General features: G+C 43.3%; 7 protein-coding genes. 5 read left to right on the top strand and 2 right to left on the bottom strand.

Annotated features, from left to right (window positions below; all coding sequences use genetic code 11):
* Positions 1-26: 26 nt before the first annotated feature.
* Positions 27-10,091: a beta strand repeat-containing protein gene (locus C8N29_RS17160; protein WP_107865078.1), complete on the top strand. Its 10,065-nt coding sequence runs from the start codon at positions 27-29 to the stop codon at positions 10,089-10,091.
* Positions 10,092-10,151: 60 nt separating this feature from the next.
* Here C8N29_RS17160 and C8N29_RS05675 read toward each other — a convergent pair whose 3' ends face one another.
* Complete coding sequence (locus tag C8N29_RS05675) at positions 10,152-10,547, bottom strand: GFA family protein (RefSeq protein ID WP_107865077.1); 396 nt, start codon at positions 10,545-10,547, stop codon at positions 10,152-10,154.
* Between the two features lie 609 nt (positions 10,548-11,156).
* Here C8N29_RS05675 and C8N29_RS05670 point away from each other — a divergent pair.
* The 4 genes from C8N29_RS05670 (at position 11,157) to C8N29_RS05655 (ending at position 14,814) form a co-directional block, all read left to right on the top strand.
* Positions 11,157-12,365, top strand: coding sequence for an RtcB family protein (locus C8N29_RS05670; RefSeq protein ID WP_107865076.1), 1,209 nt, complete (start codon positions 11,157-11,159; stop codon positions 12,363-12,365).
* 120 nt (positions 12,366-12,485) lie between these two features.
* Positions 12,486-13,427 carry a hypothetical protein gene (locus C8N29_RS05665; protein WP_107865075.1) on the top strand — a complete coding sequence of 314 codons (942 nt, stop codon included), beginning with the start codon at positions 12,486-12,488 and terminating at the stop codon, positions 13,425-13,427.
* An 11-nt stretch (positions 13,428-13,438) separates the two neighbouring features.
* A complete protein-coding gene (locus tag C8N29_RS05660; RefSeq protein WP_107865074.1) occupies positions 13,439-13,627 on the top strand; it encodes a hypothetical protein in 189 nt (62 codons plus the stop codon).
* Positions 13,628-13,842: 215 nt separating this feature from the next.
* Entirely contained in the window at positions 13,843-14,814 is a 972-nt protein-coding gene (locus tag C8N29_RS05655) for a hypothetical protein (protein ID WP_107865073.1), read from the top strand.
* Positions 14,815-14,854: 40 nt separating this feature from the next.
* On the opposite strand, the gene purT is transcribed toward C8N29_RS05655, so the two are convergent.
* Positions 14,855-16,051: a formate-dependent phosphoribosylglycinamide formyltransferase gene (gene purT / locus C8N29_RS05650; protein ID WP_107865196.1), complete on the bottom strand. Its 1,197-nt coding sequence runs from the start codon at positions 16,049-16,051 to the stop codon at positions 14,855-14,857.
* Between the last annotated feature and the right edge of the window lie 20 nt (positions 16,052-16,071).

Below are 16,071 nucleotides of genomic sequence, written 5' to 3'. Positions count from 1 at the left end.
GTTTATCACTTTTTGGAGTTCACATCATGGCAACAGTTAACGGTACCACAGGTAATGACAATTTAGTCGGCACAAGTACAGCCGATACCCTGAATGGTTTAGCAGGTAACGACACATTAAATGGCGGTGCAGGCACTGATACCATGGTCGGCTCTACAGGAGATGACACCTATATTATCGATGTTGCGACCGATGTGATTACCGAATTGCTCAATGAAGGTACCGACCTTGTACAAAGTGCGGTCACTTATACCTTAGCTAATAATGTTGAAAATTTAACCTTAACAGGCTCTGCGACTATCAATGGGACAGGTAATACCTTAAATAATGTGATTACAGGTAACACCGCTAATAATGTTTTAGACGGTGGAGCAGGCGCAGATACCCTGATTGGTGGTTTGGGTAATGATACCTATATTGTTGATAATGTCAGTGACATCATTACAGAAGCCGCGAGTGCGGGTACAGACTTAGTGCAAAGTAGTGTCACGGAGACATTATCGGCTAACGTAGAAAACCTGACCTTAACAGGGACTTCTGCTATCGATGGGACAGGTAATGACCTTGCTAACACAATTATTGGTAATACTGCAAACAATATTCTGGATGGTGGTGCAGGTATTGATATGTTGGTGGGTGGTGCGGGTAATGATACTTATATTGTGGATACCAACACCGACACCATTACCGAAAATGCGAATGAAGGTACAGACACTGTACAAAGCAGTGTCGCTTACACCTTGGGTAATAACCTTGAAAACCTCACCTTAACGGGGACTTCTGCCATTAACGGGACAGGTAACACCCTCAATAACGTCATTACAGGTAACTCAGCAGCTAATGCCTTAAGTGGTGCAACAGGTACAGATACCTTAATTGGTGGTGCAGGTGATGACACCTATACTGTCGATGATGCAAGCGATGTGGTTACCGAAAACACCAACGAAGGCAACGATACGGTTCAAAGCAGCGCCACACATACCTTAAGTGCGAATATTGAAAATCTAATTCTTGTGGGTACGTCTGCGATTAATGGGACAGGGAATGCCTTAAATAACGTCATTACAGGCAATACGGCCAATAATATTTTAGATGGTGGTCTGGGTGCAGACACCTTAGTGGGTGGTGCGGGCAACGACACCTATATTGTTGATAATATAGGTGGTGTGGTCACTGAAAATGCGGGTGAAGGCACAGACACAGTACAAAGTAGTGTCACCTATACCCTTGGTAATAATATTGAAAATCTGACCTTAACGACCACGGCTGCGCTGAATGGGACAGGAAATGCCTTAAACAACGTCATTACAGGGAATACGGCTAATAATATCTTAGAGGGTGGTGCTGGGACTGACACCTTAGTCGGTGGTGCAGGTAATGATACTTATGTCGTTGACAGTACCACAGATACGATTACCGAAAATGCGAGTGAAGGTACCGACACCATTCAGTCCAGTGTGACCTATACCATTTCTAGTGCCAACGTTGAAAATCTCACTTTAACGGGCACGTCTGCGATTAATGGCACAGGTAATAGCCTAAATAACCTCATTACAGGAAATAGTGCGGATAATATTTTGGATGGTGGTACTGGAACTGACACCTTAGTCGGTGGTGCAGGTAATGATATCTATGTCGTTGACAGTACTACAGATACGATTACCGAAAACGCGAGTGAAGGTACCGACACCATTCAATCCAGTGTGACGTATACCATTACCAGTGCCAATATTGAAAATTTAACCTTAATAGGTACGTCTGCGATTAACGGGACAGGGAATGCCTTAAACAACGTCATTACAGGAAATACGGCCAATAATATTTTAGATGGTGGTCTGGGTGCAGACACCTTAGTGGGTGGTGCGGGCAACGACACCTATATTGTTGATAATATAGGTGGTGTGGTCACTGAAAATGCGGGTGAAGGCACAGACACAGTACAAAGTAGTGTCACCTATACACTTGGTAATAATATTGAAAATCTGACTTTAACGACCACGGCTGCGCTGAATGGGACAGGAAATGCCTTAAACAACGTCATTACAGGGAACAGTGCTGATAACATCATTGATGGTGGTGCTGGGACTGACACCTTAGTCGGTGGTGCAGGTAATGATACTTATGTCGTTGACAGTACCACAGATACGATTACCGAAAATGCGAGTGAAGGTACCGACACCATTCAGTCCAGTGTGACCTATACCATTTCTAGTGCCAACGTTGAAAATCTCATTTTAACGGGTACGTCTGCGATTAATGGCACAGGTAATGCCCTAAATAACGTGATTACGGGTAACTCGGCAGCCAATACCTTAAGTGGTGCAGCAGGTGCTGACACCATGATTGGTGGTGCAGGTGATGATATTTATGTGGTTGACGATGTCAACGACGTGATTACTGAAAATGCAAGTGAAGGCACAGATACGATTCAAAGTAGTGTCACTGAAACATTGATGTCTAATGTTGAAAACTTAACCTTAACAGGTGCCTCCGCGATTGATGGTATTGGTAATGATGCAAATAATATTATTACAGGTAATAGTGCTAATAATAGCTTAACTGGTGCAGCGGGTAACGACACCTTAAACGGCGGTGGTGGTACGGATACTTTTATCGGTGGTTTGGGTGATGATACCTATGTCGTTGATGATGCCAGCGATACTGTTTCAGAAGCATTTGGCGAAGGAACAGATACGGTACAGTCGGCTATTAGTTACACTCTGGCGTTGAATATTGAGAACTTGACCCTGACCGGCAGTTCTGCCATTAACGGTACAGGTAACGATGTTGGTAATACGATTACAGGAAATAGCGCTAATAATGTGTTAGATGGTGGTACGGGCATTGACACTTTAATTGGGGGGTTAGGTGACGATACTTATATTGTTGATTCAGCAAGCGATGTCGTCACTGAAGCATCCTCGGCAGGGACAGATACTGTCCAGAGTTATGTGTCGTACACACTCGGCAATAATATTGAAAATATTACCTTGTTGGGCTCGGCTTTAATTAATGCGACTGGAAATACCTTAAATAATATTGTCACAGGAAACAGTGGTAATAATGTTTTAGACGGTGGTACTGGTGCAGATACCATGATTGGTGGTTTAGGGGATGATACCTTTGTTGTAGGAAACGCGTCTGATATCGTTGTCGAGCAAGCTAATGAAGGTATAGATACCGTACAAACGATTATTGCTTATACCTTAGCGGATAATCTTGAAAATTTAATCTTACAAGGTGCAAGTAATTTAACAGGCACAGGCAACAGTGCGGCAAATTCAATTACAGGTAACTCAGGAAATAACACACTGAATGGTTTGTTAGGTGCGGATACTATGATTGGTGGCTTAGGTAATGATACTTATATTGTTGACCAAGCTGACGATATCATAGGTGAGTTAGAAGGTGAAGGATTAGACACAGTCTTCAGCTCTGTTAATTATGTATTGGGCGCAGGTATTGAAAATCTAAATTTAACAGGGACGGCATTAAGTGGTACAGGTAACGTGAGTAATAATGTGCTCACAGGTAATGCGGGGAATAACACATTAGATGGACAAGGTGGTGATGATACACTAATCGGTGGTAGTGGTAATGATACCTATGTCATAGACAGTATTGCTGATGTTATTACCGAAAATGCAGGTGCAGGTACAGATACAGTTCAATCCTCTATTTCTTACACGCTCAGCGACACCTTAGAGAACTTAACATTATTGGGTTCTCTGGCATTAAATGCGACTGGTAATTCGGGTAATAATATTATTACAGGGAATTCTGGCAATAATATTATTGACGGTGTAACTGGAATTGATACCTTAATTGGCGGTGGTGGTAATGATATCTATTTGGTTGATAGTTCGACCGATGTGGTGACTGAACAGTTAAATGAAGGCACAGATACTGTTAATAGCAGTGTTTCTTATACCTTATCAGCAAATGTTGAAATCTTGAATTTAACAGGTACGGGTGCAATTAACGGGACAGGTAGTGTTGATAACAACCAAATTACAGGAACTTCGGGTGATAACGTCTTAACGGGGATGACAGGTAATGATACTCTGATTGGTGGTGAGGGTGTAGATACTTATGTCTTTAATGTGGGCGATGGTCAAGACACGATTGATAACCTACAAACGACTATTGTGAATGATAAAATTGTGTTAGGTACAGGCTTTACCGCCGCGAACTTAAGATTGAATCGCTATGGTGACGACTTAATTCTGACCTTCCTGAATAGTGTAAACGACAGTATTCGTATCAAAAACCAATTTAATAACCCTGCCTTTGAAATCAAAATTGTCCAATTTAGTGACAACTCTACGTTTAATATTTCAACAACTAATACCAATTACACCTTGTACTCTACAGGTACGGCTGCAGGCGAGTCGATGTATGGCTTTGCTGGTGTAGATATTATGGCGACAGGCGACGGTGATGACTTCGCCTACGGTGCGGATGGTAATGACAGTATTGATGGTGGTAACGGCATTGACAGTGTCAGTGGTGAAAACGGTAATGATACCGTTAGTGGTGGTGCAGGTGATGACTTTGTTTATGGTGATGCAGGTAACGACTCCTTAGTGGGTGGTGACGGTAACGACTTCTTAGATGGCGGTGTGGGTATTGATACCATGCTGGGTGGTTTAGGCAATGATACCTATGTCGTAGACGAAGCAACCGATGTCGTTACGGAAGTAGCTAGTCAGGGCACTGATTTGGTACAAGCTAAAGTTAGCTATACCCTAAGTGCAAATGTTGAAAATATAACCCTGTTATTAGGGGGTGAAAATGCCACAGGCAACACACTGAATAACGTATTAACAGGCAATAATGCGGGTAATATTCTAGATGGTGCGGCTGGTAGCGATACCATGATTGGTGGCTTAGGTGATGATGTTTATGTTGTAGATAATGCGGCCGACGTGGTCACCGAGTTAGCAAACGAGGGCACAGATACCGTTAAGAGCAGTTTGACTTATACCTTAGCCGCTACCTTAGAAAATCTCACCCTCACAGGCACAGCAGTTATCAATGGCACAGGCAATGCCTTAAACAACATAATGATTGGTAATACCGCCAATAATAGTTTAACTGCCAGTGCAGGTGACGATACCTTAGATGGAGGCACAGGGGCAGATACGTTGGTCGGTGGTACAGGTAACGATACCTATGTTGTAGATAACATTGCTGATGTGATTACCGAACTGGCTAATGAAGGCACAGACCTTGTACAAAGTAGTGTCACCTATACCTTAGCGGCGACTTTAGAAAACTTAACACTAACAGGTACAGCCGCTGTTAATGCGACGGGTAACGCAAGTGCAAATATCCTCATTGGAAATGCAGGCAATAACACATTAAATGGTGCAGCAGGCGCTGACACCATGACGGGTGGCTTAGGTGATGATATTTATGTTGTTGATAGCACAGGCGATGTTATGACTGAAGCAGTCAATGCGGGTACTGATACTATTCAGTCAGCGATTACCTATACCTTAGGTGTAAATTTTGAAAATTTAACCCTCACAGGGACGGCTGCAATTGATGCTACAGGTAATACCGTAAATAACGTATTAACGGGTAATAGTGGCAATAATCGACTTGATGGCTTTGCAGGTGCTGACACCATGATTGGTGGTGCAGGTGATGATATTTATATTGTGGGTAATGTTGCAGATGTCGTCACTGAAAGTACGTCGGCAGGTTATGATATTGTTGAAAGTAGTGTGACTTATACACTAAGTAATAACGTTGAACAACTGACATTGGTTGGTAGCCAAGCTCTCAATGGGACAGGTAATAGTTTAGCTAACACATTGATTGGTAATACGGGTATCAACCGATTAGATGGCGCGACTGGTGCTGACACGATGATTGGTGGCTTAGGTAATGATACCTATGTCGTTGGTAATGTGGGTGATGTGGTTACGGAATTAGTAGGTGAAGGTGTTGATACTGTTGAAAGCAGTGTGACATATACCTTGTCAGCGAATATTGAAAAGATGATATTGACGGGTGAATTGATTATCAATGGGACAGGTAATGATTTGGCGAATACGATTACTGGCAACATAGCCAATAATAGCTTATTTGGCGGTGCTGGAAATGACACACTGAGTGGTGGTGATGGTAATGACTTGTTGGATGGTGGCGAAGGCAATGATGCATTAACGGGTGGTTTGGGTAACGACATCTATGTGATTGATGCGGCTTCTGATTCTGTCACAGAAGCTGTTGACTCTGGCATAGATACCGTGAGAAGTAATCTGACTTATACATTAGGTATAAACTTAGAAAATCTATTGTTGTTAGGGACTAATGCCCTCAATGGGACAGGTAATAGTCTCAATAACACGATTACAGGGAACACCGCTAATAACAGTTTATCAGGTGCAGATGGTAATGATTCTTTAGTCGGTGGTGCCGGTGCAGATACGCTCATCGGAGGTCTAGGGATTGATACCATGGCTGGGGGGGCTGATAACGATAATTATATCGTGGATAATATTGCTGATATTGTCAGTGAATTAGCTAATGAAGGAATAGACTCTGTACAGGCATCGGTCACTTATACCTTAAGTGTTAACGTAGAAAATTTAGCATTAACAGGGACAACAGCAATTAACGGAACAGGTAATAGTTTGGCTAATACGATTACGGGTAATGCATCAAGTAATACACTCAATGGTGGTGTTGGTGCAGATACTTTGGTCGGGGGAGCAGGTAATGATACCTATGTTGTCGATGATGTGGGTGATGTCGTCACCGAAAATGCAGCTGCTGGTACCGATACGGTTCAATCTACTTTAAGTTATGTATTAGGCGCGAACCTAGAGAATCTGACCTTAACAGGTACATCCGTGATTAACGGTACAGGTAACACCTTGGCCAATGTCATTACAGGTAATGCTGCTAATAACATCTTAGATGGTGGGACAGGTAATGATACCTTAGTCGGCGGTGCAGGTGATGATGTCTATATTATTGATAGTAGCACTGACGTTGTGACGGAGTTACTCAATCAAGGTACTGACTTAGCATTAAGTAGCGTAACTTATACCTTGACGGGTTACTTAGACAATTTGACCTTAACAGGTACCGCAGCAATTAACGGCACAGGTAACTCCCTGAATAATATAATTATTGGTAATACTGCGAATAATAACTTGATAGGCGGTACAGGCAATGATTCGTTGTCAGGTGGTGCAGGTGATGATACGGTCGATGGCGGCGTAGGGGCTGATAGCTTAGTCGGTGGTGTCGGTAATGATACCTATTTAGTCGACTCGGTATCTGATATTGTGACTGAACTTGCTAATGAAGGGATTGATAGTGTCCAAGCGACTATCAACTATACCTTAGCAGACAATGTAGAAAATCTGACACTGGGTGGTACATCTAACTTAAATGGTACGGGTAATAATTTAGCGAATACGGTCACAGGTAATGCAGGCGCTAATACGCTAGATGGTGGTGTGGGTGCTGACACCCTGATAGGCGGTACAGGAAATGATACCTATGTCATAGATGATGCTGGAGATGTTGTCACTGAAGCAGCTAATGCGGGTACAGATTTAGTGAGAGCATCACTATCCTATATCTTAACGACCAATGTCGAAAATCTCACTTTAACGGGCACTGATACCATCAATGGTACAGGTAATACGCTCACAAACCTGATTACAGGCAATAGTGCAAACAATACCTTAGATGGTGGTGCTGGCGCAGATACTTTAGTCGGTGGAGCAGGTAACGATACGTATTTGGTCGATAATGCCTTAGATGTGGTGACAGAAACGGTATCTGCTGGTACAGACACAGTGATTTCTTCGGTCACTTATACCTTATCTGCCAATGTCGAAAACCTCACTTTATCTGGAACAACGGGGTTGAATGGCACAGGTAATGATTTAGCCAATACCTTAACAGGCAATACGGGTGCGAATATTTTAGATGGGGGTATCGGTGCAGATACCATGATAGGGGGTACAGGGAATGATACGTATATTGTCGATAATAGCAGTGATGCTATTACCGAAATAGAGGCAGCTGGTACGGATGTGGTACAGGCATCGGTGACTTACAGTTTAGCGGGGAATGTTGAAAATCTGATTCTCACAGGTACAACAGCCATCAATGGCACAGGTAACGATTTGGCTAACAGCCTAACGGGTAACGATGCCAATAACGTCTTAAATGGTGGGGTAGGTACAGATACTTTAATTGGTGGTTTGGGCAACGATACCTATATTTTGAATGATTTGGATGTCATCACAGAGGCCTTAGACCAAGGTATAGACTTGGTGCAAAGTACTGTTAATTATACGCTGGCTAATCACGTCGAAAACTTAACACTCATGGGTGCAGCAACGACGGGAACAGGCAACACCTTAGCCAACTACCTCACAGGCAATGCTGCCGCTAATACCTTAAACGGTGGCACAGGCGCAGATACCTTAGTGGGTGGTTTGGGCGATGATATTTATGTCGTAGATGATGCGGGTGATATCGTTATTGAAAATAGTGCCGAAGGGACAGACACCGTACAGTCAACGATTAGCTATACCTTAGTTGCACAGGTTGAAAAATTGACGCTTACAGGTACAACGGCTATCAATGGCACAGGTAACGATTTAGCCAATACCTTAACAGGTAATTCGGGTGCGAATATTTTAGATGGTGGTATCGGTGCAGACACGATGATAGGGGGATCAGGCAACGATACTTATATCATTGATAGTGTCTCTGATGTAATGACTGAAGAAGCAAATGCGGGTATTGACACCGTAAAAGTGGGCTTTGACTTCATCTTAGCGGCTAATTTTGAAAATCTCACATTATTAGGTAGTGCTATCAATGGTACGGGTAATACCGTAGCCAATATGTTAGTCGGTAATGCAAACAACAATACGCTCAATGGACTAGGAGGCACCGATACCTTAGTGGGTGGTGCAGGTAACGATACTTATATTGTGGATGCAACTACAGACGTGATTACCGAAATTGCAGGTGAAGGCGTAGATAGCGTCCAAAGTAGCGTGTCTTATGTCTTATCGGCTGAGGTAGAAAATTTAACCTTAACAGGTACAGGTACGATTAACGCCACAGGTAATGCCTTAAATAATGTTTTGATTGGTCACATAGGGGCTAATGTTTTAACGGGTGGCTTAGGCGCAGATACCTTAATCGGTGGTGCAGGTAATGATACCTATATTGTCGACGATTTAGGTGATGTCGTCACCGAGTTATTAAACGAAGGCACAGATGAGGTGGAAAGCAGTATTAGCTATAGTTTAGGTGCGAATGTTGAAAAACTCACCTTAACAGGTACAGCCAATATCAATGGTACAGGCAATGAGTTGGCCAATACCTTAACAGGCAATGCAGGTAATAATATCCTCAACGGTGGTGCAGGTAATGACACGATGGCGGGTGGTGCAGGTGATGATATCTACTTCGTTGATTCGACAACGGATAGCATTAGTGACACCTCAGGTATTGATACCGTCAATGCCAGTGCAACTTTTACGCTTGCTACGGGGCTTGAATACTTAACGCTATTAGGAACAGCGAATATTAATGGTACAGGCAACACAGGCAATAATATACTGACAGGTAATGACGGCAATAACAGCCTGAATGCGAGTTCGGGTAACGATACCTTGAGTGGTGGTTTAGGCGCAGACACCTTGATTGGGGGTACAGGGAATGACACCTATCTGTTAAATCGCACGACCGATGCAGATATTATTGATAACACTGACACAGGTAATAGCACAGCGACAGATATTGTCTTATTAAGTGCAGACGTAGCGGCTGACCAAGTGTGGTTGCGCCAGGTCGGTAATCATTTAGAAGTCTCGATTATTGGTACGACTAACAGTATGACAATTCAAGACTGGTACACTAATACCGCTAAACGTATTGATAGTTTACAGTTGGCAGACGGCAAAACTTTGTTGGCTTCTGAGGTACAAACCTTAGTCGATGCGATGGCGGCGTTTGCACCACCTGCAATGGGTCAAACTACCTTACCACAAAACTATCAAGAGGCCTTAGCGTCTACGATTGCTTCAAGTTGGTAACGGTTGATGTGATGGTTATTTGATAAACAAAAAGCCCAGTTAATCTGGGCTTTTTTGTGTCTATACATTTTTGGAGTGTTGCGGCAGAGTGTCTAAAATAGTCCACCATTCAGCCTTACTTGCGGCATAAATATGGTAACTCGGTTGGCAGCTAATAGGGCTATTTAACGTGCCTAAACGTAAACGAATAATCTCTGGTAAATCATCACGTTGACTATAGAGTGGACTGCCACAACGTTGACAAAAAACTCGTTTTTTTAATGGGCTAGAATAGTAGCTTTGTAACAGTTCTGCACCTTGAGTAATGGTAAATAAACGACTGTCAATGGGTGAGTTACTGGCAAAGGCAGAGCCTTGGGCTTTGCGGCATTGTTGGCAATGACATAAGGCAATTTCTGTAATGTCACCTGCATATTGATAGTGAATCCCACCACATAAACAACTACCTGTTAGCATAATTTTGTCTCATTAATTAGTAGGTTGACTTCGACTCCGCTCAGTCAACCCAAAAATGCGCCCTGAGCGAAGCCGAAGGGTAGTTTTAAAGAACAAGTTTTTATTAAATAATTTAACCGCCTCAATGTAGCATTTTGTCTGCTGTTAAAAAATCTTTTGTCAGATATATTGATTATTTACATAAGAAATACTAATATGCGCCCCATTCGATAGCACATTGGCTATTTCAAACGATTTTGGAGGTTCTTGAACAATGAGTTGTATTCAGTATTTACAATTTGCTTAATACACTTCTTCAAGAATCAGAGCTTGAAGGAGTGATAACCCTTCAAGCTAGAGTAAAACACTGACGCATTGCACCGCAATTAGCGTGTTTTATCAAAGTAACATCACTAATCGTGATGGAAACTTTGATAAATAAGCGATAACCGCGTCAGTGATAAAAAAGCCCTAGCTTAATTCGCTAGGGCTTTTTCTTTGGGCAATAGTTTTGTGTTTTTCACCCAGAAACAAAAGCTGTTGTATGGATTACCCAAAACAAATAGTGATCCCTATTTGTTTAAATATCTGAACTAACTGATATGTGGTTGGTTCGTTGAGAGATTTATCATGCCTGTACAATTGGTTTTAAATGCCAACGAAAAAAATGGTCACAAACCCGTTAAAATTTTTACTAACGAGGTTGACCCACAAGCTTTACAACAATTACGCAATATAGCTGCTTTACCTTTTGTTTATTCGCATATTGCTGCCATGCCTGATGTTCATGTTGGCATTGGTGCAACCGTTGGCTCGGTGATTCCCACCAAAGGCGCAATTATTCCTGCGGCAGTGGGTGTGGATATTGGTTGTGGCATGAATGCTGTGCGCTTGTCACTCAAAGCCCATCAACTTCCTGATAATCCAAAAGTATTGCGTACTGCGATTGAAAAAGCTGTGCCTGTGGGTTTTGCTGAACATAAAAAAGAAACAGTCAAAGCTTCTAGTATCAGTGCCTTAGATGTGGGCATTGATAAAATTGTTGGTAAACATGCAGGTATCATGAAAATGATTAAGCAGTTTCGCCAAACATGGGCGCGACAGTTAGGGACATTGGGTGGCGGTAATCACTTTATCGAAATTTGTTTAGATGAAAACCAAGACGTTTGGGTGATGCTCCATTCAGGTAGCCGAGGCATTGGCAACTGTATTGGTCGTTATTTTATTGAGTTGGCCAAAAAGGATATGCACCGTGAATATGGCCATTTGCCTGATAAAGATTTGTCTTACTTGGTGGAAGGTACACAACATTTTGCCGACTATGTTGAAGCGGTCTCTTGGGCGCAAGATTATGCCATGCTCAATCGTCGGGAAATGATGCGTTTAGTGGTGGAAGCCCTGAAAACAGTATTACCGAGTTTTGAGCTCACCAAAGAAGCGATTAATTGTCATCATAATTATGTTGAACAAGAAACGCATTTTGGTGAGCAGGTTTATATTACCCGTAAGGGTGCAATTAGCGCACAACAAGGGCAGTTAGGCATTATTCCGGGCAGTATGGGCGCAAAGTCCTATATTGTCCGAGGTAAAGGTAATGGTGAGTCATTTTGTTCTTGTTCGCATGGAGCAGGGCGCAAAATGAGTCGAATGGAAGCTAAACGCAAATTTGATAGTCACGACTTGGTGTTACAAACCGAGGGCATTGAATGTCGTAAAGACAAAGGGGTAGTGGATGAAATCCCTGCGGCTTATAAAGACATTGAAGCTGTTATGGCGTATCAAAGCGATTTAGTGGAGGTCGTTCATACCTTACGCCAAATTGTGTGTATTAAAGGGTGAGGCGGACTAAGGAAATGTCTGGGAGACATTTACTCCGCCGAACGACACGCAGGGATGCGTGGCTGGACAGACCCTACAGGGACGTTGTGTTTACACCGATTTAGACAGGAGGAATGAATAATGAAACAAAGCCAACTAGACGAAGTCATTGCGTGTTTACCTAAAGAGAAAACTTGTTTTTACTACCACCGTGACCGTTATGTGTTGTACTTGTTAGGGCGGCTGCAACAACATGGCGGTATGCGGACTATTCGGGATGTAAAGAAGAGCCGCTATGCTCATTGGTTAAATAAACCTTTGATTAAGGACTGGTTGGCGCGTTGTGGTCGTGATGACATTGCTTTAGCAGAGTTATTGCATTATTGGCCACAACAGTCCATTCATAACTATGTGTTAAATCTTGCACAATGGGGTAACGAACAGTGGAACCCTTGGTATCAAACCAGTCGTGCAGGACTCAATGCCGTATTGCAACTTAATTTACCTATTTCTCATGTAAAAGCATTTACAAACCATGAATTAGGTCAAGTTTGGCGTTATGGCCGTTGGCATCACCCCATGTCTGAGCAACGTATTACCTTGGCATGGGCGCGTTTAGATTGGGATTGGCAAACAGGCCAAGCAATGATTGAAGAGATTCAGTCGGATTGGTTACGTGATTATGCTGAGTTGTACGCAGCAGCCAAACAAGCGACACAAAATAATGAACTGCGTGTTTGGTGGCGGAGTGCTTGGTTGCCTGTGGATGTGGTGCTTGACTATCAAACGGATATTCAACAGCACCAAAAAACATGGAGTGAGGCTATGCTGACTGCTGCATTATGGTTTTTACAGGAAGAATTAGGTTTTAAGGAAGTGTTTTATCATGCGTGGCAAACGGGAAATGCTTTAAAACGTTTGGATGAGGAACATATTCCGCCTCGCTCTTTATATAGTGATTTGCCCGAAAAATTCGCCTTTGAGCGAGTGAATAAAGGGCCGTTATTTTTAGAATCTGACCCGAAAGTAAAAAAGGTCAAAAAACGCCAAGATATTTGGCAATGGTATCGCTGGGCAGCTTAGGAGATAGAAAAATGCCTAAACGACATGCAGTCAAACTGCAAAAAAGACCGCGTAATTGGGTGACTTTGGTTGCGATTGCGCAAAAAGGTGGTGCTCATGGTAAAAGTGAAAAAGCGTTACGCCGCACCGAACGTCAACACACACAAATGTCCGCACGGGAGGCTTTTTCCTCCCGTGAGGATGTTCTTTTAGCCGCTTAAATCCCCCTATTCAAATACCATTCTTTGGCTTTATCATTCAAAAAACAACGAAGTCACGGAATGTCTATGTCTAAAACCCATCAAGTATTACTGAGTTCCGCTCTCTGTGTCGCGACACAAACAGCAAGCGCGAATGCCTATTTTCTCTCCTTGACGCAAAAAAAGACTTAATTCGTGCGGGTCAACTTTATGATGCCGAACAACGTTTATATGATGTGTGGATAGTTCCTGGTTATGTCGTTCCTATCAATCATGTGGCCAAAGGTTGGCAGCGTGCGGGGACATCATTAAGCCAGTATGTAAAGCCGCAGTTTTATACCGATATTGCTAACACAGCCAATACGACATGGCGTTGGGGAGCAAAAGAGGTTTTAATGGACTATACCGTTCAGGGGGTGGCCGATACATGGCAAACATCAATGGCTAAAGCCAAAAGTCGTACGCAAAAACGGGTTTTTGGTTGGTGGTTGGCCTATCCGTGGGCGAGTTTTGAGTCTTCTATTCTTACGGTGTTACGTGTGGCAACGGGGTTACCAATCGGTGTCGCTGTCACGGCTTCTGCATATACGCTTGTTCCAACGGTAGGTATGGTGTCGCCTGTGATTGTCAGTGTGGCCACCGCGACGATTGAAGGCACAGCCTATCCTGTGGTGGCGGCCTCGTGGAATACCCTAATTGCGCCACCCTTAGCGTTGTTTGGCCAACAGCCTGCGCCTGAACGGGCGGATGGGTTTTGGATGAGACAAGTCGATGACCCACGTTTAGAACAGTTTGTACAGCTATTTAGTCAGTGGCAACTAGGTTTAGCAGTGGATAAGCCTAGCTTAGTGACAGACTATGATGCACAAATTGACGCCTTACGCCAACAGTTATCCGCTTTAGAGGTGCTAAAACAGCAGCAGCAACAAGCCGCACGCGAGCACTATTTCGCAGCATTATTAACACAGGTCAAGGCGCAGAGGCCACTGTTGCTTGCCGCTTTAGAAAATCAAGGCTTGTCTTTGGCGATGTTGTCACGCAATCAGCAGCAGCTCAAAATCCGTTTAGCCCCTGCATTACGATGGTCAGATGAAGAGTTAAATCAAGTGTTAGCCGTATTAATAGAGACCGAACCGATGTTAGAACGGGCCAGTGATGATAAAACAGACCCGTTACAACGCAGTTTAGACTTAATTAAACAACATTAGCCACAGAAGGCAAATGGCCTCCTGCGACATTAGACCTGTATTACCCTAATACAGGTTTTACTCGGCTTGCTGACTCTCTGGCATTGGCTCTGGCTAAATCAACACTCTCTGCACGACATAAGGCTACACCCATTCTGCGTTTAGCAAAACTTTCGGGTTTACCAAATAAACGCAAATCACTATTGGGCACTTGTAAGGCTTCGGCAACGCCTTCAAACGCAATTCCTTGCGCTTCTAAGCCGCCATAAATCACCGCACTGGCAGCCACACTATGACAAGCGGTATTGACAGGCAGGCCTAAAATTGCGCGAGCATGAATTTCAAATTCTGATTGATATTGACTCGCCAACGTGACTAAACCCGTATCATGTGGGCGAGGGCTAACCTCAGAAAACCACACCTCATCCCCTTTGACAAACAACTCAACGCCAAAAATGCCACGACCGCCTAAATTGGTAGTGACTTTATCAGCAATGTCACGGGCTTTTGCTAACGCAATTTCACTCATGGCTTGAGGTTGCCAACTTTCGACATAATCACCTGCCACTTGTTTGTGACCAATCGCATCACAGAAGAAAGTTTGTACTTGACCGTTTGCACCCACAGCACGCACAGTGAGCAGGGTAATTTCAAAATCAAAATTAATCATGCCTTCAAGAATCACTTTGCCATGATTTACTCGCCCACTGGCTAAGGCGTAATCCCATGCGGCGGCTAATTCTGCAACATTATCCACTTTAGATTGGCCTTTACCCGAAGAGGACATCACAGGCTTGATAAAACACGGAAAACCAATGTTTTTGGCAGCCGCTTGTAGTTGTTCTAAACTTTCAGCAAAGGCATAAGGGGAGGTGGGTAATTGTAGTTCTTCGGCGGCTAAACGACGAATGCCTTCACGGTTCATGGTTAAATTGACTGCCCGCGCGGTGGGAATGACTTCGGCAATGCCTTCTTGTTCAATATCAACTAAAACTTGGGTCGCAATCGCTTCAATTTCAGGGACAATAAAATGCGGTTTTTCGGCCAAAATTAAAGCCCGTAACTCGTCAGCATTGCTCATATTAATCACATGGGCGCGATGTGCCACTTGATGAGCAGGTGCATTAGCATAACGGTCAACAGCAATAACCTCTACGCCCAAGCGTTGTAAAGAAATGACCACTTCTTTACCTAACTCGCCCGAACCTAATAACATGACTTTGGTGGCATGATTGCTTAAGGGAGTGCCAAATCTCATAACGTGATACTCTAAAGGCT

Origin of the sequence: Agitococcus lubricus, from assembly GCF_003051055.1 — a bacterium.
GTDB lineage: Bacteria > Pseudomonadota > Gammaproteobacteria > Pseudomonadales > Moraxellaceae > Agitococcus > Agitococcus lubricus.
This window is presented reverse-complemented; position numbering and strand designations above follow the sequence as displayed.

Coding starts and splice junctions, on each gene's coding strand:
- C8N29_RS17160 (WP_107865078.1), top strand. CDS start 27: ATGGCAACAGTTAACGGTACCACAGGTAATGACAATTTAGTCGGCACA.
- C8N29_RS05675 (WP_107865077.1), bottom strand. CDS start 10,547: ATGCTAACAGGTAGTTGTTTATGTGGTGGGATTCACTATCAATATGCA.
- C8N29_RS05670 (WP_107865076.1), top strand. CDS start 11,157: ATGCCTGTACAATTGGTTTTAAATGCCAACGAAAAAAATGGTCACAAA.
- C8N29_RS05665 (WP_107865075.1), top strand. CDS start 12,486: ATGAAACAAAGCCAACTAGACGAAGTCATTGCGTGTTTACCTAAAGAG.
- C8N29_RS05660 (WP_107865074.1), top strand. CDS start 13,439: ATGCCTAAACGACATGCAGTCAAACTGCAAAAAAGACCGCGTAATTGG.
- purT (WP_107865196.1), bottom strand. CDS start 16,051: ATGAGATTTGGCACTCCCTTAAGCAATCATGCCACCAAAGTCATGTTA.